The 5,141-nt window shown below is 44.5% G+C and carries 4 protein-coding genes; all 4 read left to right on the forward strand.

Features of this window, described 5'->3' with window-relative positions; translation table 11 throughout:
* Window positions 1-168: 168 nt before the first annotated feature.
* A complete protein-coding gene (locus VB654_RS20980; protein ID WP_323215739.1) occupies window positions 169-1,863 on the forward strand; it encodes an ABC-F family ATP-binding cassette domain-containing protein in 1,695 nt (564 codons plus the stop codon).
* A 147-nt stretch (window positions 1,864-2,010) separates the two neighbouring features.
* Entirely contained in the window at window positions 2,011-3,609 is a 1,599-nt protein-coding gene (gpmI, locus tag VB654_RS20985) for a 2,3-bisphosphoglycerate-independent phosphoglycerate mutase (RefSeq protein ID WP_323215740.1), read from the forward strand.
* A gap of 91 nt (window positions 3,610-3,700) precedes the next feature.
* Window positions 3,701-3,934, forward strand: coding sequence for a preprotein translocase subunit SecG (gene secG / locus VB654_RS20990; protein WP_323215741.1), 234 nt, complete (start codon window positions 3,701-3,703; stop codon window positions 3,932-3,934).
* Between the two features lie 18 nt (window positions 3,935-3,952).
* Complete coding sequence (locus tag VB654_RS20995) at window positions 3,953-4,729, forward strand: peptidase (RefSeq protein WP_323215782.1); 777 nt, start codon at window positions 3,953-3,955, stop codon at window positions 4,727-4,729.
* Window positions 4,730-5,141 lie beyond the last annotated feature (412 nt).

The following is a 5,141-nucleotide window of genomic DNA, read 5'->3' on the forward strand; positions in this document are numbered from 1 at the left end:
TATAAAACCTCAGCGTACCTTTGCGTTAACCTCAGCGCCCCTCTGCGTTAAAAACTCCCATCCTCAGAGGCTGCAAAAAAGCATAAACTTGAGTTAATTTTTGTTAATATTGGAGACGGTGTTAGTACTTCGTCCTTAACTACCCATACCCTACCTGAGAGAAACTTGATGCTGCGACTAGAACATATCAGTAAAATTTATCCTACAGGCGAAGTTCTCAAAGATATCAACTGGGAAGTCAAACCAGGGGAGCGTATTGGCTTAGTCGGTGTCAACGGTGCGGGAAAATCCACCCAGCTAAAAATTATCACCGGGGAAATTGAACCCACCGCCGGCGAAATCATTCGTCCCTCCAGTTTGCACATAGCCTACCTCAACCAAGAGTTTGAAGTAGATCCCGGCCGCACAGTGAGAGAAGAATTTTGGATCGTCTTTGAAGAAGCCAACCAAGTACAAATGTCGCTGGCGCAAGTACAGCGCGATATGGAAACGGCTACTCCAGAAGAACTGGATAAACTGATTGACAAACTAGATCGCTTACAGCGTCAATTTGAAGCCCTGGATGGCTATAACTTAGACGCACGCATCGGGAAAATTTTACCAGAAATGGGGTTTGATTCCGAAGATGGCGATCGCCTCGTCAGCGCTTTCTCCGGTGGTTGGCAAATGCGGATGAGTTTAGGTAAAATTCTCCTGCAAAAACCCGACTTATTACTACTGGACGAACCGACTAACCACTTAGATTTAGAAACCATTGAGTGGCTAGAAAACTACCTCAAAGGCCTGAATACTCCAATGGTGATAGTTTCCCATGACCGGGAATTCCTTGACCGCCTCTGCACCCACATCGTAGAAACTGAACGTGGTGTTTCTACTACCTACCTGGGTAACTATTCAGCATACTTAGAACAAAAAGCTGAAAATCAACTAGCACAACTGAGCGCCTACGAGCGTCAGCAGAAAGAATTAGAGAAACAGCAAACATTTGTTGACAGATTCCGCGCTAGTGCGACTCGCAGCACCCAGGCGAAAAGCCGGGAAAAACAACTAGAAAAAATCGAGCGTATTGACGCACCTGTGGCTGGGGTGAAAACCCTGCACTTCCGCTTTCCGCCAGCACCCCGCAGTGGACGGGAAGTAGTAGAAATAAAAGATTTAACTCATATCTACGATGATAAAATCTTATTCTTGGGAACAAGTCTGTTAATAGAAAGAGGCGATCGCATTGCCTTTCTCGGTCCCAATGGTGCGGGAAAATCTACCCTGTTACGGGTAATCATGGGTATGGAACCACCCACGGAAGGCACTGTAAAATTAGGCGATCATAATGTGCTTCCCGGCTACTTTGAGCAAAATCAAGCCGAAGCCTTAGACTTAAAGAAAACAGTCATGGAAACCATCCATGATGAAGTTCCCGACTGGACAAACGAAGAAGTTCGCAGACTTTTGGGACGGTTTTTGTTCACAGGTGAGACAGCATTTAAGTCAGTAGGGGCATTAAGTGGAGGAGAAAAAGCTCGTTTAGCATTGGCGAAAATGCTATTACGTCCAGCTAATCTGCTGATTTTAGATGAGCCGACAAACCACTTAGATATTCCAGCCAAAGAAATGCTGGAAGAATCCTTACAGAACTATGATGGCACGGCGATTGTAGTTTCCCATGACCGTTATTTTATCTCCCAAGTAGCCAACAAAATTGTCGAAATCCGCGACGGTGAATTTCGTGTCTATCTAGGAGACTATCATTACTACCTGGATAAAATTGCCGAAGAAAAGGAACAAGCTAAATTAGCTGCAATAGCTGCCGAAAAAGCCGCTAAGAAAGCTGCTAAAGCTGCCAAGTCTGCCGCAAAAGGCAAATGATCAACTACCTAGTAGTGGCCTTTAAATGCCACTACTAACTATAAAAAAGAATGTAAATAAAATAAGTTAATCAGCATAAATTCACTTGCGCTGATGATTAGCAGTGGTATCATTCGGATATTACAAAAAGTAAAGGGCAATTTTACTATGACCAAAGCACCTGTTGCTCCTGTGGTGCTAGTCATTTTAGACGGGTGGGGCTACTGCGAACAGAAGCGAGGAAACGCAATTGTCGCTGCTAAAACTCCCATTGTGGAAAGCTTATGGACAGCTTACCCGCACACCCTCATTAGCACATCAGGAAAGGCCGTAGGGTTGCCAGAAGGTCAGATGGGCAACTCGGAAGTGGGTCATTTGAACATTGGCGCTGGGCGAGTAGTACCTCAAGAATTGGTACGCATCTCGGATGCGGTGGAAGATGGTTCTATTCTGAAAAACCCCGCACTTGTCAAAATTTGCCAGAAAGTTCGCTCTGGAAATGGCAAGCTGCATCTGGTGGGGCTTTGTTCGGAGGGAGGGGTACACTCTCATATCACCCATCTCTTTGGACTACTGGATTTAGCCAAGGAACAGGAAATTTCACAAGTGTGTATCCACGCCATCACTGATGGTCGTGATACTGCCCCCACGGAGGGTATAAAAGCAATCCAGCTATTGCAGGATCAAATCGAAGACAAAGGTATTGGGCGCATAGTCACCCTGAGTGGTCGTTACTACGCAATGGATCGGGATCACCGTTGGGATCGGGTGCAACTTGCTTATGAGGTAATGACACAAGATACTGCTATTGATGGTCGTCAGGCTGGGGAAATCTTAGCAGCATCTTATGCTGAAGGTGTGAAGGACGAGTTTATCAATCCAGTCCGTATTGCCCCTGGCGCTATAGAACCAGGGGACGGTGTGATATTCTTCAACTTCCGCCCAGACCGCGCTAGACAGTTGACTCAAGCTTTTGTCAGCCCTAAATTTACAGGTTTTGAAAGGCAGCAAATTCAGCCGTTGTCTTTTGCTACCTTTACTCAATACGATTCAGAACTACCAGTCACTGTAGCTTTTGAACCGCAAAATTTGAGTAATATTTTAGGTGAAGTAGTTGCCAATAATGGTTTGCAGCAGTTCCGCACGGCTGAAACTGAAAAATACGCCCACGTCACCTATTTCTTTAATGGGGGACTAGAGGAACCTTTTGCTGGGGAAGACCGAGAACTTGTCAGCAGTCCGATGGTCGCAACTTACGACAAAGCCCCTAAAATGTCGGCAGAAGCAGTTACAGATGTAGCGATCGCTGCAATTAAAAAGGGTGTTTACTCTTTAGTAGTGATTAACTATGCTAACCCAGACATGGTAGGGCATACTGGTCAAATAGAAGCCACAGTGACAGCGATTGAAACAGTGGATCAGTGTTTGGGTAGATTACTCACCAGCATTAGCCAAGCCGGAGGTACAGCAATGATTACTGCTGACCACGGTAACGCTGAGTATATGCTAGATGAAGAAGGTAATCCCTGGACAGCTCACACGACTAATCCAGTCCCCTTTATCTTAGTGGAAGGAGAGACGATCAAAATTCCTGGACATGGTACCAATGTTGAATTGCGAAGTGATGGCAAGTTAGCCGACATTGCGCCCACCATTCTAGAGATTTTACAGTTACCCCAACCGTCAGAAATGACAGGGCGATCGCTATTAACACCAGCCGGATATGACGTGGAACGCACTCGAACTCCCGTGAAAGCTGGTATGTAAAAAAGCTTAGGAGTGAATAAAAATTTTTCTCACTCCTAACTTTCAACTTTTGATCCCAATTTGAAATTTGTTATAAGAGAGATTCTTAACTATGACAGCTACTACTATTGTGCAAATTGTTTGGGCTATTTCTGCTTTAGGTTTAATTATTTTGGTGCTGCTACATAGCCCCAAAGGTGATGGTATTGGTGCTATTGGCGGACAGGCCCAATTATTCAGCAGTACCAAGAGTGCAGAAGACACCTTAAATCGTGTTACCTGGGCGCTGACAGTTATATTTATGGGTTTAACAGTGGTTTTGAGTGCTGGTTGGCTACCTAAATAAAAATAAGGAAATAGGATGATGGGCAAGAAAATTCATTATCCAAAACCTCAAACCCACCAAAGTTTAAATATACGAAAATTACTAGCAGTTCTGTTCTTATTCATTAGCGCAGGGTTGCTAGTTATTTTTACTAATTTGTCTTCTAACGCTGTCATACAAACTACCTCTATCGCCCCATCTCCCCATCCCCTACCGCCCACACTGGCGCAATGGCAAGATGATACAAATAGTGGGGACTACTTTTCCCAAGTGGAAAAAACACAGGTAGGTTATTTAGTCTGGTCGCAATTTCCAATTAAAGTATATATAGAAAGACCCCAAGTAGCGAGTCATACCCAGGCTCAAGCATGGTTTAACAGTGTCTTAGAGACTGTGCAAGAGTGGAGTGTTTATTTACCTTTAGTAGTAGTAGAACAGCCAGATATTGCTGATATTAATATTCTGCGAAAATCACCACCTCTGCAATTTTCCCGTGGTGGCAATTTTCCCCGTGCGCGTTCGGCACAAGCTACTTATGAGTTATACAATAGCAATATTAATAATAATATTATTTTATCCCACCGCTTCACCATTTTATTGAGTCCTACTCAAACAGGTGTGTTTCTCAAAGCAGCCTCCCGCCACGAACTCGGTCATGCTTTAGGAATTTGGGGACATAGTGATTTACCAACCGATGCTTTATACTTTTCCCAAGTTCGCAACCCCCCACAGATTTCTCCCAGAGATGTGAATACTCTCAAGCGGATTTATGAACAGCCGACGAGTTTGGGGTGGTCTGTCAACAAATTTTTGTAGCTGGCTTTAGAAATGTTGCTTGCGGCAATTTTCGGGCAAATATACTCCACGCCTCCATATACCTAATGGCACGCTACGCGAACAGCAAACCCTATATTAGAGGTTGTTTGACAAGTCTAATTTATTACTCGCCTTGGCGACTAGAAGCGGCTACACAAACGAAACCCACCTGCGTGGGTTTGAAAACCTTGATTTTGCATTAGTCCAGGTCGCTGGACTTCCCTACGGAAAGCCGCTACGCACCATGCCTGTGTAGTAGCGTATCGCTAACGCGAAGCGTAGCCATATTATATTCGCCCAAAACTTTTCAAACATCCTCTTAGACATCGCACACAAAAAAGTAGGGACATTCCAGAGAAAGTCCCTACAAGAGTTTTAGAAAAAGCATATTTAGGGCTGGCTGAAGAAATCT

Source organism: Nodularia sp. UHCC 0506, assembly GCF_034931045.1.
Lineage (GTDB): Bacteria > Cyanobacteriota > Cyanobacteriia > Cyanobacteriales > Nostocaceae > Nodularia.

Bases quoted from the DNA above. Each gene is read 5' to 3' on its own strand.
- VB654_RS20980 (WP_323215739.1), top strand. From the start codon at position 169: ATGCTGCGACTAGAACATATCAGTAAAATTTATCCTACAGGCGAAGTT.
- gpmI (WP_323215740.1), top strand. From the start codon at position 2,011: ATGACCAAAGCACCTGTTGCTCCTGTGGTGCTAGTCATTTTAGACGGG.
- secG (WP_323215741.1), top strand. From the start codon at position 3,701: ATGACAGCTACTACTATTGTGCAAATTGTTTGGGCTATTTCTGCTTTA.
- VB654_RS20995 (WP_323215782.1), top strand. From the start codon at position 3,953: ATGGGCAAGAAAATTCATTATCCAAAACCTCAAACCCACCAAAGTTTA.